We start from the raw sequence: 26,300 nt of genomic DNA on the forward strand, positions 1-26,300 counted from the left end.
GGCCCCCGGGGCCGACGCCCGTGAACCGCTGATCGGACCCCGTTGTCAGTGGGGGGTCGTACGGTGGATGACATGCGGCCCGTTTCCCACATCGAACGCACGGTGGCGCCCTTCGAGGTCGTCAGCCCCTACCAGCCCAGCGGTGACCAGCCGGCGGCCATCGCCGAGCTGGCCAAGCGCGTCCGGGCGGGTGAGAAGGACGTCGTCCTGCTCGGCGCGACCGGCACCGGAAAGTCCGCGACCACCGCGTGGATGATCGAGCAGCTCCAGCGGCCCACCCTGGTGATGGCGCCGAACAAGACCTTGGCCGCCCAGCTGGCGAACGAGTTCCGCGAACTGCTGCCGAACAACGCGGTCGAGTACTTCGTCTCGTACTACGACTACTACCAGCCCGAGGCGTACGTCCCGCAGTCGGACACCTACATCGAGAAGGACTCCTCGATCAACGAGGAGGTCGAGCGCCTGCGCCACTCCGCGACCAACTCGCTGCTCACCCGTCGTGACGTCGTCGTGGTCGCCTCGGTCTCCTGCATCTACGGCCTCGGCACCCCGCAGGAGTACGTGGACCGCATGGTCCCGCTGCGCGTCGGCGACGAGGTCGACCGCGACCAGCTGCTGCGCCGTTTCGTCGACATCCAGTACACGCGCAACGACCTGGCGTTCAGCCGCGGCACCTTCCGGGTGCGCGGCGACACCATCGAGATCTTCCCGGTCTACGAGGAGCTCGCCGTCCGCATCGAGATGTTCGGCGACGAGATCGAGGCCCTCTCCACGCTGCACCCGCTCACCGGCGAGATCATCAGCGACGACGAGCAGCTGTACATCTTCCCGGCCACCCACTACGTCGCGGGACCCGAGCGCCTGGAGCGGGCCGCCAACGACATCGAGAAGGAGCTCGGCGAGCGCCTGGCCGAGCTGGAGAAGCAGGGCAAGCTCCTGGAGGCCCAGCGCCTGCGCATGCGCACCACGTACGACCTGGAGATGCTCCGCCAGATCGGCTCCTGCTCCGGCGTCGAGAACTACTCGATGCACTTCGACGGCCGTCAGCCCGGCTCCCCGCCCAACACGCTGCTGGACTACTTCCCGGACGACTTCCTGCTCGTCATCGACGAGTCCCACGTCACCGTCCCGCAGATCGGCGCCATGTACGAGGGCGACGCCTCCCGTAAGCGCACCCTCGTCGACCACGGCTTCCGGCTGCCCTCCGCCCTCGACAACCGCCCGCTGAAGTGGGAGGAGTTCCAGGAGCGCATCGGGCAGACCGTCTACCTGTCGGCGACCCCCGGCAAGTACGAGCTGTCCCGTGGGGACGGCGCCGTCGAACAGATCATCCGCCCCACCGGCCTGATCGACCCGGAGGTCGTCGTCAAGCCCACCGAGGGCCAGATCGACGACCTGGTGCACGAGATCCGCACACGCGTGGAGAAGGACGAGCGTGTCCTGGTCACCACGCTCACCAAGAAGATGGCCGAGGACCTCACGGACTACTTCCTGGAACTCGGCATCCACGTGCGCTACCTGCACAGCGACGTCGACACCCTGCGCCGGATCGAGCTGCTGCGCGAGCTGCGCGCCGGCGAGTTCGACGTCCTGGTCGGCATCAACCTCCTGCGGGAGGGCCTCGACCTGCCCGAGGTGTCCCTGGTGGCGATCCTCGACGCCGACAAGGAGGGCTTCCTGCGCTCCGGGACCTCGCTGATCCAGACGATCGGCCGTGCCGCGCGCAACGTCTCCGGTCAGGTCCACATGTACGCCGACAAGATCACCCCGGGCATGGAGCGGGCGATCGAGGAGACCAACCGCCGCAGGGAGAAGCAGGTCGCCTACAACACGGCGAACGGCATCGACCCGCAACCGCTCCGCAAGAAGATCAACGACATCGTCGCCCAGATCTCCCGCGAGGAGGTCGACACGGAGCAGCTGCTCGGCTCGGGCTACCGCGCCAAGAAGGACGGGCGGGGCACCAGGGCCCCGGTGCCCTCCCTGGGCGACAAGGCGGCCAAGGGCGCCAAGTCCAGGCCGGCCAAGGGCGCCTCCAAGGAGACGGTGCCGACGGACCGTCCCGCGGCGGAACTCGCCGAACAGATCGAGGACATGACGGAGCGTATGCGGGCCGCCGCCGCCGATCTCCAGTTCGAGGTCGCCGCCCGGATCCGCGACGAGGTCCACGAGATGAAGAAGGAACTGCGGCAGATGAGGGAGGCGGGCCTGGCCTGACGGGCCTCCGGGGTGGCTGTGCCCTCGCCCGCACGCGCTGTGTTGCAAGACCGACACAAAGTGCGGGCCTGGGTACGGCACTGTCAGTGCCTTTGCGTAGGGTTTCCGTCAACCGCGGGCTCGCGGCAACAGGGGACAGTCCGAGAGGGGAATCAGCGCGTGACCGTCAATATGACCAAGGGTCAGGCCATCAGTCTTCAGAAGAACGACGGGGGCAGCCTGACCGCGGTACGCATGGGTCTCGGCTGGCAGGCGGCCCCGCGGCGCGGCCTGTTCGGCTCCCGGACGCGGGAGATCGACCTCGACGCCTCCGCCGTCCTGTTCGCCGACAAGCAGCCCGTCGACGTCGTCTTCTTCCGTCACCTGGTCAGTGACGACGGCTCGGTCCGTCACACCGGCGACAACCTCGTCGGCGGTGTCGGCCAGGGCGGCGACGACGAGGCGATCCTCGTCGACCTCGCGCGCGTACCGGTCCACATCGACCAGATCATCTTCACGGTGAACTCCTTCACCGGCCAGACGTTCCAGGAAGTGCAGAACGCCTTCTGCCGTCTGGTCGACGAGACCAACGGCCAGGAGCTCGCCCGCTACACGCTGGCGGGCGGCGGCGCCTACACGGCCCAGATCATGGCGAAGGTGCACCGGGTCGGCGGGGGCTGGAACATGACGGCCCTCGGCGCGCCGGCCAACGGCCGCACCTTCCAGGACCTGATGCCCGCCATCCTGCCCGCGCTGTAGGGCGGCCAGCGGCACCCAGGACAACACCACACGCGACGCAGGGGGACGACAGGCGATGACGGCCGAGCTGGTGCGGGGACAGAACCACCCGCTCTCCCAGGTCCGCCTCGAGATCCGGGTCTCGGCCGGCAGGCCGGTCATGGCGGTTGCCACACTCGGCGACGAGAGCGGCAAGGTCCCCGGCGTCGAGTGGGTGGCCCACCCCGGTGTACCGACGCTGCCCGGCCTGGAGGTCTCCCGGCAGGCGGCGGCCGACCACCGCCTCGCGGTGGACCTGGACGCCGTGTCCGCGGCGGTGCACCGGGTCAGCGTGCTGCTCGCGCTGCCCGCGGGCGTCGGCGGGCCGGTCAGCTTCGGCTCGGTCGCGGCCCCCTTCGTCGCGGTCACCGGCCTCGACGGCACCGAGGTCGCGACCTACACCATCACCGGCCTGGACGCGGAGTCGGCCGTCGTCGCGCTGGAGCTGTACCGGCGGCAGGGCGCGTGGAAGGTGCGCGCCGTGGGCCAGGGCTACGCGGGCGGCCTCGCCGAACTCCTCACCGACCAGGGCCTGTCGCAGGCGCACCGACTCGCGGCCGGCATCAACGACGCCGTGGTCCAGGGCCTGGCCCGGTCGGTGCCGGCGCCGCCGCCGCGTACGGCCGACGGTGACCGCTCCCGGCAGGCGACCGCGTCCGCCCTCGGCCCCGACCAGGGCACCTCGCCGTACGGCGCACAGGGCACGCAGGGCACCCAGGGCGGTGCCGGTCCGTACGGGGCGACCCAGAACCCGCAGGGCCCCCCGGGCACGGGTTACCCGGCGGGCACCCCACCGACGGATCCCGACGCCACCCAGCCGTCGCCGGCGGCGTCCACCACCGGGGGCTCGATCGACTACAGCCACCCGCGTCGGCAGACCGCGGCTCCGCCCCCGCCGGCGCCCACCGCGCCCCCGGCCCCGCCAGGACAGCCCGCCCGGCCCGTGGCCGGTGACGCGACCGGCTGGTCCATGGAGGAGCGGCTGTACAACCAGGTCTGGGGCATGTTCGAGGACCTGGCCCGCAGCACGGCCGCGTACCGCAGCGCCGTCGACTTCGCCGACACGCGGATGGAGAAGGAGCTGGACCAGGTCCTGTCCGACCCGCGCAGCCGGATGGGCGGCCAGGGCGACGCCGCCCGCGAGGCGGCCCAGGCCAAGCACACGCAGCTCGTCGACCAGGCCCGGGAGGCCCTGGACCGGGACCTCGTCCAGCTCGGCGCCGAGGCCGACGTGGTCGAGCCGGCGCTGCCCACGGCGTACGCGCGCTGGGACAACCCCGTCTGGCAGGCCTATCGCGTCCCCATGGAGATGCCCATGGCCGTGCGGCTGGGCGACCTCCACCTTCCCGAGAGCGACCCGCTGCGCATCCCGATGCTGGTCAGGCTCCCGCTGGAACGCGGGCTGTGGATCGACAGCGGGCGGTCGGGCCTGTCCGACGGGCTGTTCGCCGACTCCCACGATCTGCGTCGTCTCGCCATGGAGTCGGCCGTGGCGCACACGGCCCGGCTGCTGGCCGTCCACCCGGCGGACGAGTTCACCGTGCACGTCATCGATCCGGCCGGGTCGGGCGCCCGGGAACTCGCGCCGCTGGTGCGCAGCGGCGTGCTCGCGGCTCCGCCCGCGGCCGGCGCGGCGGGGGTCGCGGCGGTCCTGGGCCGGCTCACCGAGCGGGTCGACCTGGTGCAGATGGCGGTGCGCGGCGGGATGGCCGACTCACTGCCGCCCGGCTTCGACACGGCCCAGCAGCTTGTGGTCGTCAATGACTTCCCGCACGGTTTCGACGACCGTGCCGTGACCCAGCTGCGCTACCTCGCGGACGAGGGGCCCGGCGTCGGTGTCCATCTCATGATGGTCGCGGACCGGGAGGACGCCGACAGTTACGGTCCGTTGCTGGACCCGCTGTGGCGTGCGCTGCTGCGGCTGACGCCGGTGCCCGAGGATCACCTCGCCGACCCCTGGGTGGGACACGCCTGGACGTATGAGCCGAGCCTCGTGCCGCCCGGCAGCCAGGTTCTCCAGCAGGTCCTCGCCCAGGTCGGGGCCGCTCGCGCCAAGTACTAGTAAAGGCCTCTGACCAGCAGACTTGGTCTTTCTTTTGCCAATCGCTTTACCTTTTCTTGGTGGTTGGGGTACTGTTTTCCTCACGGAGGGGAGTACTCCCTGCTGCGGCGTTCCCGTCAATACGGATCAAGCCTGATCCCGGGGCGTCGGCCCATACCGGGTGGAAGAGACCTCCGGCAGCGCGACGACGCTGATTACCTGCCGTTACGTACTGTCGGAGGCGCAGTGAATGTTTCCCTGACCCTGTGGGTCCTGACCATCGTGGGCCTTGCCGCCCTCATCGCGGTCGACTTCTTCATCGGCCGCAAGCCGCACGACGTGTCGATCAAGGAAGCCGGGATCTGGACGGTCGTCTGGATCGCCCTGGCCGGGCTCTTCGGAGTCGGGCTGCTCCTCTTCGGCGGCGGTGAGCCGGCCGGCGAGTTCTTCGCGGGCTTCATCACCGAGAAGTCGCTCAGTGTCGACAACCTCTTCGTCTTCGTCCTGATCATGGCGAAGTTCGCGGTCCCGTCGCAGTACCAGCAGCGGGTCCTGCTCGTCGGTGTCCTCATAGCGCTGGTCCTGCGGGCGATCTTCATCGCCGCGGGCGCCGCGATCCTCGCCAGCTTCGCCTGGGTGTTCTACCTCTTCGGCGCCTTCCTGATCTGGACCGCCTGGAAGCTCATCCAGGAGGCCCGGGCCGACGAGGAGGACGAGGAGTTCGAGGAGAACAAGATGCTCAAGGCCGTGGAGAAGCGGTTCGGCGTCGCCGACCGCTATCACGGCACGAAGCTCTGGATCGAGCAGAACGGCAAGCGGGTCATGACCCCGATGCTGGTCGTGATGCTCGCGATCGGCACCACCGACGTGCTCTTCGCCCTCGACTCCATCCCCGCGATCTTCGGCCTTACGCAGGACCCGTACATCGTCTTCACGGCCAACGCGTTCGCCCTGATGGGTCTGCGGCAGCTCTACTTCCTCATCGGCGGTCTGCTGAGGAAGCTGGTCCACCTCAGCTACGGCCTGTCGATCATCCTCGGCTTCATCGGCGTGAAGCTGGTGCTGCACGCCCTGCACGAGTCCGGGGTCCACGTCCCCGAGATCAGCATCCCGGTCTCGCTCGGCGTCATCTGCTCGGTCCTGATCGTCACCACGATCACCAGCCTGCGGGCTTCGAAGAAGCAGGCGGCGGCCGAGGCGGCGCGGACGGAGAGCGAAGGCGCTCCGAAGGACAGCATCGAGGCCTGACCACGCGGGACGTAGGAACAACCACCCCCGGGAGCGGTGCGCGGCGGATTGCCGAGCGCCGCTCCCGGTGCTTCGTTGGGAGCCGGGCGTTTCCATCCGGGGACGCCGGTTCCGGGTGGAGGCACCGTGGGCACATCGCAGAGGTTCGTCCAGATCGTCGAGTTCGAGACCGACCGCATCGACGAGATGCGGGCGCTGGCCGACGAGGGGGACCGGCGCATCACGGGCCGGGCCGGCGGCCCGACGCGCCGCCTCGTCCTCAAGGACCGCGATCAGCCGAACCGCTACCTCGTGGTGATCGAGTTCGACTCCCACGAGGAGGCCATGCGCAACAGCGACGACCCGGAGACGGGCAAGTTCGCGGCGCGACTGGCCGCCCTCTGCACCCGACCCCCGTCCTTCACGGACTGCGACGTCCAGGACACGACCGACCTGAGGTGACGACAGCCGCACACGGCCCGCCCGGCCCGTCCGGCCTGCACGGACAGGGCGGCCCGGACGGCCGGGGCGGGCCGGAATGCGGAGCCCCTACGGCTCTGCGACGATCGCTGCATGATCGCTCGGCTCAGGTCGGTCACGACCCGGTGGACAACCCTCGTGCCGGCGCTGGCGGTCGTCCTGCTGGCCCTCACCTGGGGACGCGACCTGCCCGGCGCGGTCGTCGCCGTGGTGACGCTGGTCCTCGCCGGAGCGGTGCTGGCCGCCGTGCACCACGCGGAGGTCGTCGCCCACCGGGTCGGTGAACCCTTCGGGTCCCTCGTCCTCGCGGTCGCCGTGACGATCATCGAGGTCGCCCTGATCGTCACCCTGATGGTGGACGGCGGTGACAAAAGCTCCACCCTCGCCAGGGACACGGTCTTCGCGGCCGTGATGATCACCTGCAACGGCATCGTCGGCCTGTGCCTTCTGGTCGCCTCGCTGCGCCACGGCACGGCGATCTTCAACCCGGAGGGCACCGGCGCGGCGCTGGCGACCGTCGCGACCCTGGCCACGCTCAGCCTGGTCCTGCCGACCTTCACCACCAGCAAACCGGGCCCGGAGTTCTCCACCGTCCAGCTCACCTTCGCCGCACTGTCCTCACTGGTGCTGTACGGCCTGTTCGTGGCGACGCAGACGATCCGGCACCGCGACTACTTCCTGCCGATCACCCGGCAGGGAGACGTGATCACCGCCGACGACCACGCCGGCGCCCCCACGTCCCGGACCGCCTGGATCAGCCTCGGGCTGCTCGGCCTGGCCCTGATCGGTGTGGTGGGCCTCGCCAAGGGCGTATCGCCCACGATCGAGTCCGCAGTGGAGGCCGCCGGCCTGCACCAGGCGGTGGTCGGTGTGATCATCGCGCTGCTCGTGCTGCTCCCCGAGACGATCGCCGCGCTGCGCTCGGCCCGCCGCGACCGGGTGCAGACCAGTCTCAACCTCGCACTCGGTTCCGCGATGGCCAGCATCGGCCTCACCGTTCCCGCGGTCGCCCTGGCCTCCCTCTGGCTCTCCGGACCGCTCGTCCTCGGCCTCGGCCCCACCCATATGGTGCTGCTCACGCTGACCGTCGTGGTCAGCTCGCTGACGGTGGTCCCGGGACGGGCCACGCCGTTGCAGGGCGGCGTCCACCTCGTGCTGTTCGCGGCCTACCTGGAGCTGGCCATCAATCCGTAGCCGGCAGCACGGTGGCCACCCGCACCGGCCGCGTCTCCGGCAGCAGCGCGAAGCAGCCCAGGCTGAGCAGCGCGATCCCCGTCAGATAGGCGCCGACCCCCCGCGGCACCCGCCCCGAGTGCTCGGCGAGGGTGGTCGCCACGATCGGCGTGAGCGCCCCGCCCAGCACGCCGCCCAGGTTGTAGCCGACCGCCGCACCGGTACAGCGCACGCGCGGCGCGTAGAGCTCCGGCAGATACGCCGAGATCACCGCGAACATCGTGACGAAGGCGAGCAGCGCCCCCAGGAAGCCGAGGAACATCGGCAGCGGCTCGCCGGTGGAGAGCAGCGCGACCAGCGGGAACATCCACAGCGCGGCCGCCGCGCAACCCGACGAGGCACAGCGGCCGCCGGCCGAAGCGGTCGCCGAGCATCGCCATCACGGGAGTCAGCGAACCCTTCACCACCACGGCGGCCATGATGCACACCAGCATGACCGTGCGGCTGACCCCGAGCCGTTCCGTCGCGTACGCCAGGGACCAGGTCGTCACCGCGTAGAAGATCGCGTACCCGGCGGCGAGCGCGCCGGCGGTCAGCAGGACGAGCCGCCAGTGGTCGCGCACGACCTCGGCGAGCGGCACACGCGCGTGGTCGTCGATCTCCAGGAACCGGGGGCTCTCGGGCAGCGACGACCGCAGCCACAGCCCGAGCACGGCCGGCACCCCGGCCGCCCAGAAGGGCACCCGCCAGCCCCACCCCGCGAACTGCGCCTCCGTCAGCGTCAGCGACAGGACCAGGACCACGCCGTTGGCGAGCACGAAGCCGACCGCGGGCCCGACCTGCGGGAAGCTCGACCACAGCCCGCGCCGTTCGGCGGGCGCGTGTTCCGCGGTCAGCAGTACCGCGCCGCCCCACTCCCCGCCGAGCCCCAGCCCCTGGAGGAAACGCAGGACGAGCAGCAGCAGGGGAGCGGCCACCCCGATGGTGTCGTACGTCGGCACGCAGCCGACCGCGACCGTCGAGGCACCGGTCAGCAGCGAGACGACCAGGACCGGGCGGCGCCCGCGCCGGTCCCCGATGTGCCCGAACAGCACCGAGCCCAGCGGCCGCGCCACGAACCCCACGCCGAACGTCGCGAACGCGGCCAGTGTCCCCGCCAGCGGCGAGAACGTGGGGAAGAACAGCGGCCCCAGGACGAGCGCGGCCGCGGTCCCGTAGACGAAGAAGTCGTAGAACTCGATGGCCGTCCCGGCGAGTGAGGCGGCCGCGAGCCGCGGCATGGAGGGCGTCTTCACGGTGTGTACGTCGTGCATGCCGCGTCAACCACCCACAGTGATCGCGGGTTACGGGGGCGTGCGGGGCGCGGACCGCCGCGAGAGCGCTCAGGAGGCCATGGGATGCGCCGGGCGGGACCGTCGGCGCGGATCTCACCGCCGTAGGGAACGACGAGGTGCGGGTCGGTGCGGCCGAAGTCGACGTCGAAGACGGCCAGGGTGTCGGGCGCGTACGCCCGACGGCCCGCTCCACCGCCGCGCGCTGTTCGGTTGCCGCGAGGGCAGGGCCTCCTGCCCCGCGGTTTCACCGTGATAGACCGGTCCGAGCGGTGGCCCCCGACGGGCCGCCCACGAACGGACCCGGAGGAACCGTGCCCCGCAGCCTGGCCAACGCCCCGATCATGATCCTGAACGGCCCCAACCTGAACCTCCTGGGCCAGCGCCAGCCGGAGATCTACGGTTCCGACACGCTCGCCGACGTCGAGGCGCTGTGCGCCCGGGCGGCGGCCGCACACGGCACCACCGTGGACTTCCGGCAGTCCAACCACGAGGGGCAGCTGGTCGACTGGATCCACGAGGCACGGCTGGACCACTGCGGCATCGTGATCAACCCGGGCGCCTACTCGCACACGTCGATCGCGATCCTGGACGCCCTCAACACCTGTGACGGCCTGCCGGTGCTGGAGGTGCACATCTCCAACATCCACCAGCGCGAGTCCTTCCGGCACCACAGTTACGTCTCGTTGCGAGCCGACGGCGTCATCGCGGGCTGCGGGGTGCAGGGGTACGTGTTCGGCGTGGAGCGCGTCGCCGCGCTGGCGGGACCGGGCAAGGCGAACACGTAAGCATCGCCCTCCAGGCCGGAGCCCCTTACCGCACCTCCTAGAGGCGGCCGGCCTCCACGATCCGCCGCAGGAAACGCCGGGTGCGCTCCTGCCGCGGATCGCCGAACAGCTCCTCGGCGGTACCCCGTTCCAGCACGACCCCTCCGTCCAGAAAACAGACCTGGTCGGCGACCTCGCGCGCGAAGCCCATCTCATGGGTGGCGAGCACCATGGTCATACCGTCGGCCTTCAGGTCCCGGACGACGTTCAGGACCTCGCCGACCAGCTCTGGGTCGAGGGCCGCCGTGATCTCGTCGAGCAGCAGCAGCCGGGGACGCACGGCCAGCGCGCGCACGATCGCCACGCGCTGCTGCTGACCGCCGCTGAGCCGGTCGGGATACTCGTCGGCCTTCGCGGCCAGCCCGAGCCGCTCCAGGAGCTCCCTGGCGTGGCTCTCGGCCTGTGCCCGGGCGACGCCGTGCACGCGGCGCGGGGCCAGCGTGATGTTCTCCAGCACCGTCATGTGCGGGAACAGGTTGTACGCCTGGAAGACCACGCCGATCCGGCGCCGTACCGCGTCCTGGTCGACGCGCGGGTCGGTGATCTCCTCGCCGTCCAGCCAGATCGCGCCGTCGTCGATGTCCTCCAGCAGGTTGGCGCAACGCAGCAAGGTCGACTTGCCGGAGCCGGAGGCGCCGATCAGGGCCGTCACCGTGTGCGGGGCGACCTCCAGGGCGACGTCCCGCAGGACGACGGACCCGCCGAAGGTCTTGCGGACGGACTCCATCCGCAGCACCGGAGCCGGTGCCCCCGCAGGCTGCACCGGCAAGGACGGCGGTGCCGGGGCGTCGCTCATGTCGTTCCTCCCTGGGCCCGCTGACGGTCCATCCGGGCCGTCACCCAGTCCGTGAAGCGGGTCATCGGGATGGTCAGGGCCACGAAGACCAGTCCCGCGACGATGTACGGCGTGTAGTTCAGGCTGCGGCCCACGATGATGTCCGCCGCGCGGACGGCGTCGATCGCGCCGCCGATCGAGACGAGACCGGTGTCCTTCTGGAGCGACACCAGGTCGTTCAGCAGCGGCGGCACCTGCCGGCGCACCGCCTGGGGGAGCACCACGAAACGCAGCGCCTGCCGGTTGTCGAGGCCCAGGGAGCGGGCCGCGGCGCGCTGGGAGGGGTGCACGGACTCGATGCCCGCGCGGAACACCTCGGCGACGTACGCCGAGTACGTCAGCGTCAGTGCCGTGCCGCCCAGCAGCACGGGGTCGACGGTCACGCCCTGGAGCCGCAGTGCCGGGACGCCCAGCACCACGATCATCAGGTTGATGATCAGCGGAAGACCGCGGAAGAAGTCCGTGTAGGCCGCCGCCAGCACCCGCAGCGGGAAGAACACGGGCCCGCGCAGGGTGCGGGCCACGGCGATGAGCATGCCGAGGACCAGCACGGCGGCGCCGCAGACCAGCAGCAGTCTGACGTTCAACCAGAGCCCTTCGAGGACCTTGGGGAACGCCTCGCGCGCGTACTGCCCGTCGAAGAAGGTCTCCCTGGCGCGCGGCCAGCCGGGCGCGCCGACCACGACCAGGTAGAGGACGACGCCCGTGACCAAGGTCGACAGCGCGGCGATCGCGGTGGCACGGCGGGCCCGCGTGCGCTGGTGACGCTCGCGCTCCAGCCGCCGCCGCGAGGGGACGTAACCGTCGTCGGGGGCGCCCTGGCCGCCCCCGGACATGTCGCCCTCGCCCCCGTCCTCGCCGTTCGCGTCGTCCCGGCCGGACTCGTCCTTGGTGACCGTCACTTGAGCACCGGGGCGTCGACGGCGTCGGAGAGCCACTGCTGCTCGATCTTCGCCAGGGTGCCGTTCGCGCGGAGCGCGTCCACGGCACCGCTCACGCAGGAGGTGAGCACGCTGCCCTTGTCGAGCACCAGCCCGAACTGCTCGGGGGTGCCACCCTGGTTCTCGAACTGGCCGACGATCTCGGCGTCCGTGACCTCGGCGGACGTGATGTAGAAGGCGGTCGGCAGGTCGGTGACGATGGCGTCGACCTGACCGTTCTTCAGCGCGGACTTGGCCTGGTCGTTCTTGGCGTAGACGGCCGCGTCCTCGGTCGGCTTCACCAGGTCGTCGATGTAGTCGAGGCTCGTCGTGCCGACCTGGGCGCCCAGCTTGAGGCCCTTGAGGTCGGCGATGCCGGTCGCCTCGGCGGCCTTCGTCCCCTTCAGGGCGATGACGGCCTGACGCACGTCGTAGTAGCCGGACGAGAAGTCCACGGCCTTCTTGCGCTCGTCGCTGATCGACACCTGGTTGATGTCGAAGTCGAAGGTCTTCTCGCCCGGCGCGAAGGCCTTGTTGAACGGCACGCTCTGCCAGACCACGGCGCTCTTGGCGTAACCGAGCTGCTGCGCCACGGCATACGCCACCGCCGACTCGAAGCCCTCGCCGTCGGCCGGCTTGTCGTCCTTGAACCATGGTTCGTACGCGGGTTCGTCCGTCGCGATCGTCAGCTTGCCGGACGTCTCGGTGGGCAGGTCGCCCTTGGCGCAGGTGTTCGCGCTCGAACCGGACGGCGTGGACGCCGCCTTCTCCTCGGGCTGCGGGGCGCAGCCGACAGCGGTCGCGAGGAGGGCCACGGTGGCGCCGGCTACGGCGCGGCGCAGTACACGAGGGGCAAGGTGCATGGCGGGAGACTGACAGCGAAAACCCCTGTTTGTCGAGGTCACACCATGATCTGTCCGCATACTGGGAACGGGTGTTGCGTTCTCGTGAACCGGCTCGACGGACCCGCCTGGGCCGCCGGCCGGGGGCGGGGATCGTAGGCCGGCGGCCCGCTCCGCGCCGGAGCCGTCATCCCGCGCGGAACTGCTACCAGTTGACCGCGCGACCACGACTGCGGGGAGCGCGCGCGGGAGCCCGGAGCGTGCGCGCGATTCACACGGGGCGCGCCGTCACCGACGCGCGCCCTTGAGGGAGTTGTCGCGGTGGGGCGCGCAGCCCTGTGCACGTCCTGCCGGAAGGCTGTGACAGCCGGTCCCGTCAGTAGTTCGCGTTGGCGAGGATCTCGCCGTCCTTGTCGTACACGGTCACGAGGCCGTTGTCGGATTCGTAGCACGACGTGAACGCGCTCGCGATCAGCTTGCCCTTGCCCTGGTGCGGTCCCATCAGTCCCCCCGTGAAGTCGGTGAACACCTCGGGGGCGTCGAGGATGTTGTTCCGCTTGTCCGCGCCGGTGACCTTCGTGACGTGCTTGATGGCGGCCTTCTCCGTGGCGGTGCCGGTCTTGGCCACGCACGCCCGGAACTCCTCGGCCTGGCTCAGCCCGGCCGGGCCCGCCTCCTGCGCCGGCGCCTCCTCGGCGCCGTCCGTCCCGGCGGGCGCGGTGGCGGTGACGGCCTTGTCCTTGTTGCTGTTGTCGGTGGAGTCGCCGCCGCCGCTCGCCGCGACGGCGACGACGACGAACAGGCCGATGATGCCGAGGCAACCGAGACCGGCGATCTTGCCGACGCTGCGCTTCTTCGGCGGCGTGGGCATCGGGGGTCCGTAGCCCGGCTGTTGAGGCGGGTACGGCTGCTGTGGGTACTGCCGGCTCATGGTGCCCCCGAAGGATCGCGTGTCGTCTTGCAGGTCCTACGGGCGCAGGGCCTGTGTGGTTACACGCAAATCGGAGACTTCACTCGTTCGTGGCGAACGAGAATCACCAGTACCGGGACATAGGGGGACAGGTCGGGCGGAGCGAAGGCGCGGCGCCCACCGGCCGTCTCACGGGGCACGGTGAGGCGCCGAGGCCGAGCCTTCGGCGCCCACCGGAGCTGTGATGATCCGGTTTCGCGTCGGGATGAGTCGACTACCACCCGCGCGCGTGCCACTCCGGAAGGTGCGGCCGCTCCGCGCCCAGCGTGGTGTCGTCGCCGTGGCCCGGATAGACCCAGGTCTCGTCCGGCAGCGCGTCGAAGATCTTCGTCTCGACGTCGTGGATCAGGCGGGCGAACGCCTCGGGGTCCTTGAAGGTGTTGCCCACGCCGCCTGGGAAGAGGCAGTCGCCGGTGAACACATGGGGGTGGCCGTGCGGGTCGTCGTAGATCAGGGCGATCGAACCGGGCGTGTGCCCGACCAGGTGGCGCGCGGTGAGCTCCACGTTCCCCACCCGGATGACGTCACCGTCGTCGACCGGGACGTCGGTCGTCACGGGGATGCCCTCGGCGTCCTCCCGGCCCGCGTAGGTACGCGCGCGCGTGGCCGCCACGACCTCGGCGAGTGCCTGCCAGTGATCGCCGTGCCGATGGGTGGTGACGACGGACGCGATGCCGTCGTCACCGATCGTGCCGAGCAGAGCGTGCGCGTCGTTGGCCGCGTCGATCAGCAGTTGCTCGTCCGTGGCCCGGCAGCGCAGCAGGTAGGCGTTGTTGTTCATCGGACCGACCGCGATCTTGGTGATCATCAGGTCCTTGAGCTCGTGCACGTCCGCCGGTCCGCCGACCGTCACCTCGCCGCTGTACGTCATGGCGGCAGCCTATAGCGGCGGAAGGACCGGCAGCGGTCCGCCGTCGGTCGTCAGCCCCGAGCCGTCGCGGCGCCCGGCGAGCCAGCCGAGCAGGACCGGGGCCGGGCCGCGGACGCCGACGGGGTCGCCGGTGCCGCCGCCGCCCGTGGTCCAGACCCTGCCGTCGTCGCTCCTCAGGGCCGTCGACGGCACGTCCTCGTGTCCGCCGAAGCGTTCCGCGAGGAAGTCGATCTCCCGGACGACGAACTCCTCCGGCAGGTCCTCCAGCTCGTAGCCGATGCCGAGGTCCACCGCGTGCAGCTCGACCTCCACCCACCGCCGGAACGGCACGCGGGCCGCCGCGTCGACGACCCCGTTGCGCAGGTGCACCGTGCGCGTCCAGTCCGCGGGCGCGGCCCCCACGGTCTGGAAGCGGGCCGCGCTCTCGCGTACGTCCGTGAGCTGGACGTCGAGCGGGCGCGGGGCGTCGCGCTCGATGTCGGCGTCGCGGACATGCGCGTCGGCGTACATCGGGCGGCCCTCGAGGACGTTCGTCAGGGCGTCCGCGTTGCGGGCGATGTGAGCCAGGACATGTCCGCGGCTCCAGCCGGGCAGGCGTGACGGCTCGGACACCGACGCGTTGTCCAGTTCGGCGACTGCGGTGAGGAGCCGCTCGGTCGCGTCACGTACAGACTCCAGGTCATGAGCGTGATCAATCATGGTGCTGACCCTAGCCTCGCCACCCCTTCGGGTGAAGGTGGTCGAGCAAGCCCGTAAATCGAATGCGCGTGCTATAAGGTCGGAGGCGGCGTCGGGCATGCTGGAAGGCCGGGGATTGTTGTGAACCGGTGAATCCCGACCGGCGTTGTCAGTGGCTCGCCCTAGTCTGAAAAAGACGGGGGCCCCGCCCCTGTCACTTCTCTCAAGAAAGGTGCGGACCGGCGTGGCCGACCGTCTCATCGTCCGTGGCGCGCGCGAGCACAACCTCAAGAATGTCTCGCTCGACCTGCCACGCGACTCGCTCATCGTCTTCACGGGTCTGTCGGGGTCGGGCAAGTCCTCGCTGGCCTTCGACACCATCTTCGCCGAGGGCCAGCGGCGCTACGTCGAGTCCCTCTCCTCGTACGCCCGCCAGTTCCTCGGCCAGATGGACAAGCCGGACGTCGACTTCATCGAGGGCCTCTCCCCGGCCGTCTCCATCGACCAGAAGTCGACCTCGCGCAATCCGCGCTCCACGGTCGGCACCATCACCGAGGTCTACGACTACCTGCGCCTGCTCTTCGCGCGCATCGGCAAGCCGCACTGCCCCGAGTGCTCCCGGCCGATCACGCGCCAGTCGCCGCAGGCCATCGTCGACAAGGTGCTGGAGCTGCCCGAGGGAAGCCGCTTCCAGGTGCTGTCGCCCCTGGTGCGCGAGCGCAAGGGAGAGTTCGTCGACCTGTTCGCCGACCTCCAGACCAAGGGCTACTCCCGCGCGCGGGTCGACGGCGAGACGATCCAGCTGTCCAGCCCGCCCACGCTGAAGAAGCAGGAGAAGCACACCATCGAGGTGGTCATCGACCGCCTCACGGTGAAGGAGTCCGCCAAGCGCCGGCTCACCGACTCGGTGGAGACCGCCCTCGGTCTCGCCGGCGGCATGGTCGTGCTCGACTTCGTCGACCTCCCCGAGGACGACCCCGAGCGCGAGCGCATGTACTCGGAGCACCTGTACTGCCCGTACGACGACCTGTCCTTCGAGGAGCTGGAGCCGCGCTCCTTCTCCTTCAACTCGCCCTTCGGCGCCTGCCCGGAGTGCTCCGGCATCGGCACGCGCATGGAGGTCGACCCCGAGCTGATCGTCCCGGACGAGGACAAGTCCCTCGACGAGGGCGCCATCCACCCCTGGTCGCACGGCCACACCAAGGACTACTTCGGCCGGCTGATCGGCGCCCTCGCGGACGCGCTCGGTTTCCGTACGGACATCCCCTTCGCGGGGCTGCCGCTGCGCGCCAGGAAGGCCCTGCTGCACGGCCACAAGACGCAGATCGAGGTCCGCTACCGCAACCGGTACGGGCGCGAGCGCGTCTACACGACCCCCTTCGAGGGCGCCCTTCCGTTCGTGAAGCGCCGGCACGGCGAGGCCGAGAGCGACGCCAGCCGTGAGCGCTTCGAGGGCTATATGCGCGAGGTGCCCTGCCCCACCTGTGAGGGCACGCGCCTGAAGCCGCTCGTCCTCGCGGTCACGGTCATGGACAAGTCCATCGCCGAGGTCTCCGGGATGTCGATCAGCGACTGCGCGGACTTCCTGGGCCGGCTCAAGCTCGGCGCCCGCGACAAGAAGATCGCCGAGCGCGTCCTGAAGGAGGTCAACGAGCGACTGCGCTTCCTCGTCGACGTCGGTCTGGACTACCTCTCGCTCAACCGCGCGGCCGGCACGCTCTCCGGCGGCGAGGCCCAGCGCATCCGCCTGGCCACCCAGATCGGCTCCGGCCTCGTGGGTGTCCTGTACGTCCTCGACGAGCCGTCCATCGGGCTGCACCAGCGCGACAACCACCGTCTCATCGAGACGCTGGTCCGGCTGCGGGACATGGGCAACACGCTGATCGTCGTCGAGCACGACGAGGACACCATCAAGGTCGCCGACTGGATCGTCGACATCGGTCCCGGCGCCGGCGAGCACGGCGGCAAGGTCGTGCACAGCGGCGGTCTGAAGGAACTGCTCGCCAACACCGAGTCGCAGACCGGCCAGTACCTGTCGGGCAAGAAGGCCATCCCGCTGCCCGACATCCGGCGCCCGCAGGACCCGTCCCGCCGGCTCACCGTGCACGGCGCCCGCGAGAACAACCTCCAGGACATCGACGTGTCCTTCCCGCTGGGCGTGTTCACCGCGGTCACCGGAGTGTCCGGCTCCGGCAAGTCGACGCTGGTCAACGACATCCTGTACACGCACCTGGCCCGCGAACTGAACGGCGCGCGCAGCGTGCCCGGGCGGCACACGCGCGTGGACGGCGACGACCTCGTCGACAAGGTCGTGCACGTGGACCAGTCGCCCATCGGCCGCACCCCGCGTTCCAACCCCGCCACGTACACCGGTGTCTTCGACCACGTCCGCAAGCTGTTCGCGGAGACCACCGAGGCGAAGGTCCGCGGCTATCTGCCCGGCCGCTTCTCCTTCAACGTCAAGGGCGGCCGCTGCGAGAACTGCGCGGGCGACGGCACGATCAAGATCGAGATGAACTTCCTCCCGGACGTCTACGTCCCGTGCGAGGTCTGCCACGGCGCCCGGTACAACCGGGAGACCCTGGAGGTCCACTACAAGGGCAAGTCCGTCGCCGACGTCCTGAACATGCCGATCGAGGAGGCGACGGAGTTCTTCGAGGCCGTGCCCGCGATCGCCCGTCACCTCAACACCCTGAAGGACGTCGGCCTCGGCTACGTCCGGCTCGGTCAGGCCGCGACCACCCTGTCGGGCGGCGAGGCCCAGCGGGTGAAGCTCGCCAGCGAGCTGCAGAAGCGCTCCACCGGCCGCACCGTCTACGTCCTGGACGAGCCGACCACGGGCCTGCACTTCGAGGACATCGCCAAGCTCCTCAAGGTGCTCGCCGGGCTGGTCGACAAGGGCAACACGGTCATCGTCATCGAGCACAACCTCGACGTGATCAAGACCGCCGACTGGGTCGTCGACATGGGCCCCGAGGGCGGCGCCGGCGGTGGGCTCGTCATCGCCGAGGGCACGCCGGAGGAGATCGCCGCGGTGCCGACCAGCCACACCGGCAAGTTCCTGCGGGAGGTTCTCGGCGCCGACCGGATCAGCGACGCGGCTCCGGCGAAGGCCCCGCGCAAGGCGGCGGCGAAGAAGACGGTCGCGGCGAAGACGGCGCCGCGCAAGACCGCGACCGCCAAGACGACGACCGCCGCGAACAACACGGCGGCCAAGAAGGCCGCCGGGGCGACGACCAAGGCGACCCCGGCGAAGAAGGCCACACGGGCCCGCAAGGCCTGACGGCACACGGGCCGCGAGGCCGGGCCGCAAGGCCCGGGCCGTGCGGCCCGGCGAGCTGCGTGAGAGGTGCGGCGCCCCGGGGGAACTCCCCGCGGGGCGCCGTCCGTCGTCGCGCCGACGTCCCGGCAGCCCCTACGACGGGTCCGGGAAGCCGCCCAGTTCGGACGCGTACGGCGGCTCCGCACCGGCCCGGGAGCAGGTGATCGCCGCCGCGCGGGCGGCGAACCGCAGCAACCGCTCCCAGCCGTCGGCGCCCAGCTCGGCGAGGCCCGCAGGGGACAGGGCGTCCCGCACCGAGAGCCCGTGCAGCAGAGCCGCGTTCACGGTGTCCCCGGCGCCGATGGTGTCGACGACGTCCACCTGCTCGCCCGGCACCGAGTACACGGCCCCGTCGCGGGTGAAGGCGGTCAACCCGTCGCCGCCCTGAGTGATCACGACGGCCGAGGGGCCGGCGGACAGCCACTCGCGCGGGGTGCCGCCCAGCCACTCGGCGTCCTCCGCGGAGAGCTTGAGCAGGGACACCGAGGGCAGCCAGCTCTTGAAACGGACCCGGTAGGCGTCCGCGTCGGGGATCAGCCCCGCCCGTATGTTCGGGTCGAGCGCCGTGAACAGCCCCCGCGCCGCGGCGGACCGCATCAGCTCCTCGTACGCGCTCGCGCCCGGCTCCAGGACGAGCGAGCAGGTGCCGAAGGACACCGCGCGGGTGCCCGCGGGCAGGGTGTCAGGGGCGGTGAACAGGCGGTCGGCGGTGCCGTCGACGTAGAAGGAGTAGGCGGCCGATCCGTTCCCGTCGAGGGTGGCGACCGCGAGCGTGGTCGGCTCCGTACCGCGCTGCACCGCGGACACGTCCACGCCCGAGTCCCGCAATCCGGCGAGCAGCGCCTCACCGAAGGCGTCCCGCGAGGTACGGGAGCAGAAGGCCGTGGCCGAGCCCAGGCGGCCCAGGGCGACGGCCGTGTTGTAGGGGCCGCCACCGAGCGCCGGCCGAAGATCCGCCAGGGCGCCCGTGCCCTGCGGTACCAGGTCGATCAGGGCCTCACCGGCGACGACGATCACGGGGGGGGGGGTTCCTCTCTGTGGCTGTCCGCGACAGCTCGCAGGTGAGCCGCAGGCCGGGAAGCTACCCCATTTCGGAGCCGCGCGTAAAAGCCCGCGTACGAGCGCGCCTCGAAGGCCGTCGAAGGCCGAGGAGGCTTGATGAAAGCCGGTGAAGGTCGACGAGGGCCGAGGGAGGGCCTGCGGGTCCGGTGAGGCCGGTGAGGTGCGTCGAGGGTCACCGACGGCCGTCGTTGACCGCGATCACTCCCAGTCCCAGCCGATACCGACCATGCCCGACCGCACCCGCGGCTCGACGAGGTGCACCGACCGGTGCCGGCCGCTGAGCGGCAGCTCCTGGCGGCCGCCGCGCGGGGCCGCCGCGGAGTGCTGGGTGAACCGGTGGCAGCGCACGGGCAGGGCGTTCTCGGCGAAGCGGACCTGGAGGGCGTACTGGCCGCCCGCCACGCCGAAGCCGCGGACATACTCACGGGACACGTCGGCGGTGCCGTCCTCGACGGCGTAGCGGAAGAGGAAGGTGTCGCCCGCCCTCAGCCGGGTGTCGAAGAACAGCTCCGCCACGAGCACGCCGGTGTCGTGGTGGCTGCGGACCCGGCCGGCCCGGCAGTTCTCCAGGGCGTGCACCGTCATCCGCTCCGGCGCGCAGCCGGGATCGCCGTGATGGACGGCCACGAAACGGTCGACGCCGTCGCGGTGGGCGCGCACGATGTGCTGTGACTCGCGTCCCAGGAGCTCACGGCGCGACCCGATCCGTACCCGCTCGTGGTGGCCCAGGGTGTGCAGCCCGCCGTCGACGGGGCACTCCAGTTCGCCGAGCAGTTGTTCGAGGATGCCGGAGGCCTCCAGGAGCGAGCGGTAGGAGCGGCCCGCGGACTGCCCGGCCGTCGTGCCGTTCTCCCCGCCGTCGGGCTCCGCGAGCAGCCGGATCAGCGACTCCTCGGGCAGGTGCAGGATCTCTTCCAGCGCGCGCACGGCGCGCAGCGACTCGGGGCGCTGCGGCCGCCGGGCGCCCTGCTGCCAGTAGCTCAGACTGGTCACGCCCACCTTCACCCCGTAGCGCGACAGATGGTGCTGGACGCGTTGCAGGGGCAGGCCACGGGCGGAGATCGCGGCACGCAGCGCCACATGGAAAGGACCGCCTCGCAGGGCCGTGTCCAGTTCCGCGGAGGTGGCGTCGGCGGCGGCGTCCGCGTGCTGTGTGGCGTGCGGCATGCAGGGGCCTTTCTGTGAATGCCCACGACGGCTGGTCGGACCGTTCGTGGGGGTGGTCGGGGCCTTTCCGGCGTCGCCGGAGCTCCTTCACATCCGTAGGGAGGCCCTCAGGGCCCGAGTCCCCCCGCATTGAAGCGTGTTGACCTAGTCCCGACAACACCTGATGCCCGAGTGGCACGTGCGTGTGGCCGAGTCGATGCCTCCGCGTCCGGTCCCCGCCGCCCCGGTTGTCCACAGACCCGTCGGACACCCGGCCGTCGTCCACAGCCCGCCGGAGTGTCACCCCGCGCCAGTAGGGTGTGAGACATGGCCGACCCCTCCAGCTACCGCCCCAAGCCGGGACAGATCCCGGACTCTCCCGGGGTGTACCGATTCCGCGACGAGCACCGCCGGGTGATCTACGTCGGAAAGGCGAAGAGCCTGCGTCAGCGCCTGGCGAACTACTTCCAGGACCTGTCCGGCCTTCACCCGCGCACCCGCACCATGGTGACCACGGCCGCGTCGGTGGAGTGGACCGTGGTGTCCACGGAGGTCGAGGCGCTCCAGCTGGAGTACTCCTGGATCAAGGAGTACGACCCCCGGTTCAACGTCAAGTACCGCGACGACAAGAGCTACCCCTACCTCGCCGTCACGATGAACGAGGAGTTCCCGCGCGTCCAGGTGATGCGCGGCCACAAGAAGAAGGGCGTCAGGTATTTCGGACCGTACGCGCACGCGTGGGCGATCCGGGACACCGTCGACCTGATGCTGCGGGTCTTCCCCGTGCGCACCTGCTCCGCCGGCGTCTTCAAGAACGCCGCCCGCACCGGCCGGCCCTGTCTGCTCGGCTACATCGGCAAGTGCTCCGCGCCGTGCGTCGGCCGGGTCTCCGCCGAGGAGCACGGCGAACTCGCCGAGGAGTTCTGCGACTTCATGGCCGGCCGCACCGGCGCGTACCTGCGCCGGCTGGAGAAGCAGATGTCGGAGGCGGCCGAGGACATGGAGTACGAGCGGGCCGCCCGCCTGCGCGACGACATCGAGGCCCTGAAGAAGGCCATGGAGAAGAACGCGGTCGTGCTCGCGGACGCGACCGACGCCGATCTGATCGCGGTCGCCGAGGACGAGCTGGAGGCGGCCGTCCAGATCTTCCACGTCCGCGGCGGACGCGTGCGCGGCCAGCGCGGCTGGGTGACCGACAAGGTCGAGGACGTCACGACCGGCGCCCTCGTCGAACACGCCCTCCAGCAGCTGTACGGCGAGGAGCGGGGCGACGCCGTCCCCAAGGAGGTCCTGGTCCCGGCCCTGCCCGAGCCCGTCGAACCCGTCCAGGACTGGCTCACCGAGCGCCGCGGGTCCAACGTGTCGCTGCGCATCCCGCAGCGGGGCGACAAGAAGGCGCTGATGGAGACCGTGCAGCGCAACGCGCAGCAGGCGCTCGTCCTGCACAAGACCAGGCGCGCCTCCGACCTGACGACGCGCTCGCGTGCCCTGGAGGAGATCGCCGAGGCCCTCGACCTGGACAGCGCGCCGCTGCGGATCGAGTGCTACGACATCTCGCACCTCCAGGGCGACGACGTGGTGGCCTCCATGGTCGTCTTCGAGGACGGCCTCCAGCGCAAGAGCGAGTACCGCCGCTTCCAGATCAAGGGCTTCGAGGGGCAGGACGACGTCCGCTCCATGCACGAGGTGATCACCCGCCGCTTCCGGCGCTACATCGCCGAGAAGGAGCGGACGGGGGAGTGGACCGACGGCGAGAACCCGCTCGCCGACATCGCCGGGACGGCCCTCACCGACGCCACCGAAGCGCCGCTCACCAGCAGTCTCAAGGACGATGACGGCCGTCCCAAGCGCTTCGCGTACCCGCCTCAGCTCGTCGTCGTCGACGGCGGACAGCCGCAGGTCGCGGCGGCCAAGCGGGCGCTGGACGAGCTGGGCATCGACGACATCGCCGTCTGCGGCCTCGCCAAGCGGCTGGAGGAGGTCTGGGTGCCGGACGACGACGACCCGGTCGTCCTGCCCCGCAGCAGCGAGGGTCTCTATCTGCTCCAGCGCGTCCGCGACGAGGCCCACCGGTTCGCCATCACCTACCAGCGCACCAAGCGGGCCAAGCGCTTCCGGGCCGGACCGCTGGACGAGGTGGCCGGTCTCGGCGAGACGCGAAAGCAGGCACTGATCAAGCACTTCGGTTCGGTGAAGAGGCTCCGGGCCGCGACGATCGACCAGATCTGCGAGGTCCCGGGCATAGGTCGCAAGACGGCCGAGACCATCGCCGCGGCCCTCGCCCTGGCGGCACCGCCCGCCCCCGCCGTGAACACGGCGACCGGAGAGATCATTGATGATGAGGAACCCGACACGACCACGGGTTCCCCCGGAGATCCCGTGACGACGGGCGCCCCGGAAGAACGACGGGGGCAGGAGACATGACCGAGCACGACGCACACCCCACAGCGGAGCAGGAACAGGCGCCCACCACCGCGCCCACAGCCGCTGCCCAGCAGGGACCCAGGGAACCGGGCGAGAATTCCGCCACGCACTCCGCGGTCCCCGAGAGCCCTCAGCAAGAAGTACGCCAGGAAGACGGAGCACAGGTGAGTACGGACGTCACGCCGCCAGGGATCCCCGACGCGGCCATCCCCGAGCTGGTGATCATCTCCGGCATGTCCGGGGCCGGCCGCTCGACGGCAGCCAAGTGTCTGGAGGACCTCGGCTGGTTCGTCGTCGACAACCTCCCGCCCGCCCTGATCCCCACCATGGTGGAGCTGGGCGCCCGCTCCCAGGGCAACGTGGCGCGGATCGCGGTCGTCGTCGACGTCCGCGGCCGGCGCTTCTTCGACAACCTCCGCGAGTCCCTCGCCGACCTCGAGTCGAAGAGCGTCACCCGGCGGATCGTCTTCCTGGAGTCCTCCGACGACGCCCTGGTGCGCCGCTTCGAGTCCGTGCGCCGCCCGCACCCCCTCCAGGGCGACGGCCGCATCGTGGACGGCATCGACGCCGAGCGCGAGCTGCTGCGCGAGCTGCGCGGCGACGCCGACCTGGTGATCGACACCTCCAGCCTCAACGTGCACGAACTGCGCGCCAAGATGGACGCCCAGTTCGCCGGTGACGAGGAGCCCGAGCTGCGGGCCACCGTGATGTCCTTCGGCTTCAAGTACGGCCTGCCGGTCGACGCCGACCTGGTCGTGGACATGCGCTTCCTGCCCAACCCGCACTGGGTCCCGGAGCTGCGCCCCTACACCGGCCTCAACGAGGAGGTGTCGGCGTACGTCCTCAACCAGCCCGGCGCCAAGGAGTTCCTCGACCGGTACGCCGAGCTCCTCCAGCTGGTGGCCGCGGGTTACCGCCGGGAGGGCAAGCGCTATGTGACCATCGCCGTCGGCTGTACGGGCGGCAAGCACCGCTCGGTGGCCATGTCGGAGAAGCTCGCCGCGCGTCTCGCGGCCGAGGGCGTGGAGACGGTGGTCGTGCACCGGGACATGGGACGGGAATGACAGGACGTTCTCCACGGCTCGGCCGGCTGCGCAGGAGCGCCTCCGACGGGCGCGTGGTCCGGCCGGTCGAGGCCAGGGGCGGCAAACCGCGCCGCCGCGGCACCCAGCCCAAGGTCGTCGCCCTCGGCGGCGGCATGGGACTGTCCGCCTCGCTCACCGCGCTGCGCCGGATCACCGGCGACCTCACCGGTGTCGTCACGGTGGCCGACGACGGTGGTTCCAGCGGACGCCTGCGCGAGGAGCTGGGCGTGCTGCCGCCCGGCGATCTGCGCAAGGCGCTGGCGGCGCTGTGCGGTGACGACGACTGGGGCCAGACCTGGGCCCGGGTCATCCAGCACCGTTTCAAGTCGCAGGGCGAGATCAACGGCCACGCGGTGGGCAATCTGCTGATCGTCGCCCTCTGGGAGCAGCTCGGCGATCACGTCATGGCGCTGGACCTGGTCGGCAAGCTGCTGGGCGCGCACGGCCGCGTGCTGCCCATGTCCGCCGTACCGCTGGAGCTCCAGGCGCTGGTCAAGGGCCACGATCCGGACCGGCCGGACGATGTCGACACCGTCCGGGGACAGGCGACCGTGGCGTTGACGCCCGGCGAGGTGCAGTCCGTGCACCTGGTGCCGCACGACCCGCCGGCCGTCCCGGAGGCGGTCGACGCCGTCCTGGACGCGGACTGGGTGGTGCTCGGGCCCGGCTCCTGGTTCTCCTCGGTCATGCCGCACCTGCTGGTGCCGGATCTGCTGGACGCGCTCATGGAGACGAAGGCGCGCCGGGTGCTCTCCCTGAACCTCGCTCCGCAGCCCGGAGAAACCGACGGCTTCTCCCCGCAGCGTCATTTGGAGGTTTTGGGACGACACGCCCCTAAACTCGCCCTGGACGTGGTGCTGGCCGACGTGGCCGCCGTGCTCGACCGCGACTCGCTGACCGACGCCGCCAAAAGGTTCGGGGCCGCGGTCGAGCTGGCGCCGGTGGCCCGGCCCGACGGAACCCCGAGGCATGACCCGGAGCTGTTGGCTGCCGCGTACGACCGTATTTTTCGGATGCATGGAAGGATCGGCCCATGGCGATGACGGCAGCGGTGAAGGACGAGATCTCCCGGCTTCCCGTCACCCGGACCTGCTGTAGAAAGGCGGAGGTCTCCGCCATTCTGCGGTTCGCCGGCGGCCTCCACCTGGTGAGCGGGCGGATCGTGATCGAGGCGGAGCTGGACACCGCGATGGCGGCCCGCCGGCTCAAGCGGGACATCCTGGAGATCTTCGGCCACAGCTCGGAGTTGATCGTGATGGCCCCGGGCGGTCTGCGTCGCGGCTCGCGCTATGTGGTGCGGGTGGTCGCGGGCGGTGACCAGCTGGCCCGGCAGACCGGGCTCGTGGACGGCCGCGGCCGTCCGATCAGGGGCCTGCCCCCGCAGGTGGTCTCCGGCGCGACCTGTGACGCGGAGGCGGCCTGGCGCGGGGCCTTCCTGGCACACGGCTCGCTCACCGAGCCCGGGCGCTCGTCCTCCCTGGAGGTGACCTGCCCGGGTCCGGAGGCCGCGCTCGCGCTGGTCGGCGCCGCCCGTCGGCTGTCCATCGCCGCGAAGGCGCGCGAGGTGCGCGGAGTGGACCGGGTGGTGGTCCGCGACGGCGACGCCATCGGCGCGCTGCTCACCCGGCTGGGCGCGCACGAGTCGGTGCTGGCCTGGGAGGAGCGCCGGATGCGCCGCGAGGTGCGGGCCACGGCGAACCGTCTCGCGAACTTCGACGACGCCAACCTGCGCCGCTCGGCGCGCGCCGCCGTCGCGGCCGGGGCCCGTGTCCAGCGTGCCCTGGAGATCCTCGGTGACGAGGTGCCCGAGCACCTCGCGGCGGCCGGCCGGCTCCGTATGGACCACAAGCAGGCCTCGCTGGAGGAGCTGGGCGCGCTCGCCGACCCACCGCTGACGAAGGACGCGGTCGCCGGCCGGATCCGGCGGCTGTTGGCGATGGCCGACAAGCGGGCCTCCGACCTCGGTATCGCGGGCACGGACGCCAACCTCAGCGACGACCTCGCGGACAACCTGGTCGGCTGACCGACAGCAGGCCGACGGCTCTCCTGACGGCCGTTCAGAACGCCGGTGGAGTCACCCCTTTGGGTGACTC

General features: G+C 70.9%; 20 protein-coding genes and 2 pseudogenes. 12 read left to right on the forward strand and 10 right to left on the reverse strand.

Annotated elements, in window-relative coordinates:
• The first annotated feature begins 72 nt into the window (after nt 1–72).
• The 6 genes from uvrB (at nt 73) to OG440_RS28350 (ending at nt 7,915) form a co-directional block, all read left to right on the forward strand.
• The gene (uvrB, locus tag OG440_RS28325; protein ID WP_406009602.1) at nt 73–2,217 is read left to right on the forward strand and encodes an excinuclease ABC subunit UvrB; all 2,145 of its coding nucleotides are present in this window, start codon (nt 73–75) and stop codon (nt 2,215–2,217) included.
• Nucleotides 2,218–2,376: 159 nt separating this feature from the next.
• Nucleotides 2,377–2,955, forward strand: coding sequence for a TerD family protein (locus tag OG440_RS28330; RefSeq protein ID WP_057599421.1), 579 nt, complete (start codon nt 2,377–2,379; stop codon nt 2,953–2,955).
• A gap of 55 nt (nt 2,956–3,010) precedes the next feature.
• A complete protein-coding gene (locus OG440_RS28335; protein ID WP_406009603.1) occupies nt 3,011–5,035 on the forward strand; it encodes a TerD family protein in 2,025 nt (674 codons plus the stop codon).
• 225 nt (nt 5,036–5,260) lie between these two features.
• Nucleotides 5,261–6,262 carry a TerC/Alx family metal homeostasis membrane protein gene (locus tag OG440_RS28340; RefSeq protein ID WP_406009604.1) on the forward strand — a complete coding sequence of 334 codons (1,002 nt, stop codon included), beginning with the start codon at nt 5,261–5,263 and terminating at the stop codon, nt 6,260–6,262.
• Between the two features lie 126 nt (nt 6,263–6,388).
• Nucleotides 6,389–6,703: a hypothetical protein gene (locus OG440_RS28345; protein WP_406009605.1), complete on the forward strand. Its 315-nt coding sequence runs from the start codon at nt 6,389–6,391 to the stop codon at nt 6,701–6,703.
• A gap of 111 nt (nt 6,704–6,814) precedes the next feature.
• Entirely contained in the window at nt 6,815–7,915 is a 1,101-nt protein-coding gene (locus OG440_RS28350; RefSeq protein ID WP_406009606.1) for a calcium:proton antiporter, read from the forward strand.
• Here OG440_RS28350 and OG440_RS28355 read toward each other — a convergent pair.
• Both OG440_RS28355 and OG440_RS28360 read right to left on the reverse strand, forming a co-directional pair.
• Nucleotides 7,905–9,174, reverse strand: a pseudogene (locus OG440_RS28355) (MFS transporter). The gene OG440_RS28350 and the pseudogene OG440_RS28355 overlap by 11 nt on opposite strands.
• A 116-nt stretch (nt 9,175–9,290) precedes the next feature.
• Nucleotides 9,291–9,442 (reverse strand): annotated as a pseudogene (locus OG440_RS28360) (LD-carboxypeptidase); the annotation flags it as partial.
• Nucleotides 9,443–9,539: 97 nt separating this feature from the next.
• Here OG440_RS28360 and aroQ point away from each other — a divergent pair.
• Nucleotides 9,540–10,013: a type II 3-dehydroquinate dehydratase gene (gene aroQ, locus OG440_RS28365; RefSeq protein WP_406009607.1), complete on the forward strand. Its 474-nt coding sequence runs from the start codon at nt 9,540–9,542 to the stop codon at nt 10,011–10,013.
• A gap of 37 nt (nt 10,014–10,050) precedes the next feature.
• Here aroQ and OG440_RS28370 read toward each other — a convergent pair whose 3' ends face one another.
• The 6 genes from OG440_RS28370 to OG440_RS28395 all read right to left on the reverse strand — a co-directional run bounded on the left by OG440_RS28370 (nt 10,051) and on the right by OG440_RS28395 (nt 15,189).
• A complete protein-coding gene (locus tag OG440_RS28370) occupies nt 10,051–10,779 on the reverse strand; it encodes an amino acid ABC transporter ATP-binding protein (RefSeq protein ID WP_406011481.1) in 729 nt (242 codons plus the stop codon).
• A 65-nt stretch (nt 10,780–10,844) separates the two neighbouring features.
• Entirely contained in the window at nt 10,845–11,789 is a 945-nt protein-coding gene (locus tag OG440_RS28375) for an amino acid ABC transporter permease (protein WP_406009608.1), read from the reverse strand.
• A complete protein-coding gene (locus tag OG440_RS28380) occupies nt 11,786–12,670 on the reverse strand; it encodes an ABC transporter substrate-binding protein (protein ID WP_406009609.1) in 885 nt (294 codons plus the stop codon). The genes OG440_RS28375 and OG440_RS28380 overlap by 4 nt, the downstream gene beginning before the upstream one ends.
• Nucleotides 12,671–13,025: 355 nt before the next feature.
• Nucleotides 13,026–13,520: a hypothetical protein gene (locus OG440_RS28385; protein ID WP_406009610.1), complete on the reverse strand. Its 495-nt coding sequence runs from the start codon at nt 13,518–13,520 to the stop codon at nt 13,026–13,028.
• Nucleotides 13,521–13,833: 313 nt separating this feature from the next.
• Nucleotides 13,834–14,490 (reverse strand): MBL fold metallo-hydrolase, encoded by a 657-nt coding sequence (locus tag OG440_RS28390; RefSeq protein WP_406009611.1) that lies wholly within the window; start codon nt 14,488–14,490, stop codon nt 13,834–13,836.
• Nucleotides 14,491–14,499: 9 nt separating this feature from the next.
• The gene (locus OG440_RS28395; RefSeq protein ID WP_406009612.1) at nt 14,500–15,189 is read right to left on the reverse strand and encodes a maleylpyruvate isomerase family mycothiol-dependent enzyme; all 690 of its coding nucleotides are present in this window, start codon (nt 15,187–15,189) and stop codon (nt 14,500–14,502) included.
• Between the two features lie 223 nt (nt 15,190–15,412).
• Here OG440_RS28395 and uvrA point away from each other — a divergent pair, with 223 nt between their 5' ends.
• Entirely contained in the window at nt 15,413–18,451 is a 3,039-nt protein-coding gene (gene uvrA, locus OG440_RS28400; RefSeq protein ID WP_406009613.1) for an excinuclease ABC subunit UvrA, read from the forward strand.
• Between the two features lie 132 nt (nt 18,452–18,583).
• Here the strand turns inward: uvrA and OG440_RS28405 are convergent, their stop codons facing one another.
• Nucleotides 18,584–19,507 carry a carbohydrate kinase gene (locus OG440_RS28405; RefSeq protein ID WP_406009614.1) on the reverse strand — a complete coding sequence of 308 codons (924 nt, stop codon included), beginning with the start codon at nt 19,505–19,507 and terminating at the stop codon, nt 18,584–18,586.
• Nucleotides 19,508–19,750: 243 nt separating this feature from the next.
• Nucleotides 19,751–20,719, reverse strand: a complete 969-nt coding sequence (locus OG440_RS28410; RefSeq protein ID WP_406009615.1) for a hypothetical protein — start codon at nt 20,717–20,719, stop codon at nt 19,751–19,753.
• 306 nt (nt 20,720–21,025) lie between these two features.
• Between OG440_RS28410 and uvrC the strand changes: the two genes are divergently transcribed.
• The 4 genes from uvrC to whiA are packed head-to-tail and all read left to right on the forward strand — an operon-like array spanning nt 21,026 to nt 26,230.
• Complete coding sequence (gene uvrC, locus OG440_RS28415) at nt 21,026–23,122, forward strand: excinuclease ABC subunit UvrC (RefSeq protein WP_406009616.1); 2,097 nt, start codon at nt 21,026–21,028, stop codon at nt 23,120–23,122.
• Nucleotides 23,119–24,186 (forward strand): RNase adapter RapZ, encoded by a 1,068-nt coding sequence (gene rapZ / locus OG440_RS28420; protein ID WP_406009617.1) that lies wholly within the window; start codon nt 23,119–23,121, stop codon nt 24,184–24,186. The genes uvrC and rapZ overlap by 4 nt, the downstream gene beginning before the upstream one ends.
• Entirely contained in the window at nt 24,183–25,250 is a 1,068-nt protein-coding gene (yvcK, locus tag OG440_RS28425; protein ID WP_406009618.1) for a uridine diphosphate-N-acetylglucosamine-binding protein YvcK, read from the forward strand. The genes rapZ and yvcK overlap by 4 nt, the downstream gene beginning before the upstream one ends.
• Nucleotides 25,241–26,230 (forward strand): DNA-binding protein WhiA, encoded by a 990-nt coding sequence (whiA, locus tag OG440_RS28430; RefSeq protein ID WP_406009619.1) that lies wholly within the window; start codon nt 25,241–25,243, stop codon nt 26,228–26,230. Before yvcK ends, whiA begins: the two co-directional genes overlap by 10 nt.
• The last annotated feature ends 70 nt before the right edge of the window (nt 26,231–26,300 follow it).

This window comes from Streptomyces sp. NBC_00637 (assembly GCF_045161545.1).
GTDB lineage: Bacteria > Actinomycetota > Actinomycetes > Streptomycetales > Streptomycetaceae > Streptomyces.

What these genes read in the sequence shown, in the direction of transcription:
- whiA (WP_406009619.1), top strand. Translation starts at nt 25,241, where the DNA reads ATGGCGATGACGGCAGCGGTGAAGGACGAGATCTCCCGGCTTCCCGTC.
- OG440_RS28410 (WP_406009615.1), bottom strand. Translation starts at nt 20,719, where the DNA reads ATGCCGCACGCCACACAGCACGCGGACGCCGCCGCCGACGCCACCTCC.
- uvrB (WP_406009602.1), top strand. Translation starts at nt 73, where the DNA reads ATGCGGCCCGTTTCCCACATCGAACGCACGGTGGCGCCCTTCGAGGTC.
- OG440_RS28370 (WP_406011481.1), bottom strand. Translation starts at nt 10,779, where the DNA reads ATGGAGTCCGTCCGCAAGACCTTCGGCGGGTCCGTCGTCCTGCGGGAC.
- OG440_RS28335 (WP_406009603.1), top strand. Translation starts at nt 3,011, where the DNA reads ATGACGGCCGAGCTGGTGCGGGGACAGAACCACCCGCTCTCCCAGGTC.
- yvcK (WP_406009618.1), top strand. Translation starts at nt 24,183, where the DNA reads ATGACAGGACGTTCTCCACGGCTCGGCCGGCTGCGCAGGAGCGCCTCC.
- OG440_RS28390 (WP_406009611.1), bottom strand. Translation starts at nt 14,490, where the DNA reads ATGACGTACAGCGGCGAGGTGACGGTCGGCGGACCGGCGGACGTGCAC.
- uvrC (WP_406009616.1), top strand. Translation starts at nt 21,026, where the DNA reads ATGGCCGACCCCTCCAGCTACCGCCCCAAGCCGGGACAGATCCCGGAC.
- rapZ (WP_406009617.1), top strand. Translation starts at nt 23,119, where the DNA reads ATGACCGAGCACGACGCACACCCCACAGCGGAGCAGGAACAGGCGCCC.
- OG440_RS28350 (WP_406009606.1), top strand. Translation starts at nt 6,815, where the DNA reads ATGATCGCTCGGCTCAGGTCGGTCACGACCCGGTGGACAACCCTCGTG.
- OG440_RS28385 (WP_406009610.1), bottom strand. Translation starts at nt 13,520, where the DNA reads ATGCCCACGCCGCCGAAGAAGCGCAGCGTCGGCAAGATCGCCGGTCTC.
- OG440_RS28380 (WP_406009609.1), bottom strand. Translation starts at nt 12,670, where the DNA reads ATGCACCTTGCCCCTCGTGTACTGCGCCGCGCCGTAGCCGGCGCCACC.
- OG440_RS28395 (WP_406009612.1), bottom strand. Translation starts at nt 15,189, where the DNA reads ATGATTGATCACGCTCATGACCTGGAGTCTGTACGTGACGCGACCGAG.